Raw genomic sequence first — 850 nt, 5'->3', positions numbered from 1 at the left:
TAACTTTTGAATAAGGGGCGATAACGCGTAGGGCATAATAGCGAAGCGGCCCTGCGTGTTAGCGTCCCAGCGAACGTAGTGAGTGACTTAATTTTTTTGTTATATTCACTTTACTTCGAGATCAAATACAACATCAACGGAGGCGGAAAATACGATATTTTCTTGAAGGTATCGACCTGGTTCAAACTCTTCTGCTTCAATTCGTGACCCAGTGACTTCTATCCTCTCTATATTGTCATTAAAACCATATCTATTACGTTGATTTTGGTTGGCAGAATTTATGCTATAGACTTTGCCTAATCTGGCATCAAATGCTGAGGCCATAGTTCGCCCTTTTCTTTTTGCATTCTCTACTGCATTTGCAAAAACTTCTTCTTTTAAAGCTTCCTTACGAGAAGATTGAAACTCAATATTTTGAATTTCATTCACCTTTACCTCTAGTGCAAAGTTTAATAATTCGTTGAGATGTTTAATTTGATTTAGAGTTACTTTTATAGTGCGGCTCGCAATGTATCCGTCTAATACTTTCTTATCTTCCTCGGTATAATAATAGTTTGGACTTGTAACAATACTTGACGCACTAACATTCTTTTCATCAATCCCAAATCTATTTAACCCATTTAGAAAGTCATTAATTCTCTTATCAACATCTTTCTTAGCCACTAAGCTTGAATCATTTTTTGATTCCGTTTCAAAAGTGAGTACCGCCAGATCTGGCGCGGCAGTTATTTGAGCTTCACCTTCTACAACAATATGCCTGTCATTTGGTACGCTTGCAAAAAGACTAAAAGGGTAAATAAGAATTAGGATTATAGGTAAAAACTTCATGTGACCTCCTTGTGAATATAAC

Annotated in this window: 1 protein-coding gene; it reads right to left on the bottom strand. The window is 36.5% G+C overall.

The window, feature by feature from the left end; genetic code table 11:
* Positions 1-105: 105 nt before the first annotated feature.
* Positions 106-850 (bottom strand): SIMPL domain-containing protein (locus J8L84_RS20170; RefSeq protein ID WP_247670907.1); only part of this gene is annotated, 745 nt, incomplete at its 5' end.

It is taken from the genome of Alteromonas sp. MMG017 (assembly GCF_018100795.1).
In the GTDB taxonomy this organism is placed as follows: Bacteria; Pseudomonadota; Gammaproteobacteria; order Enterobacterales; family Alteromonadaceae; genus Alteromonas.
This window is presented reverse-complemented; position numbering and strand designations above follow the sequence as displayed.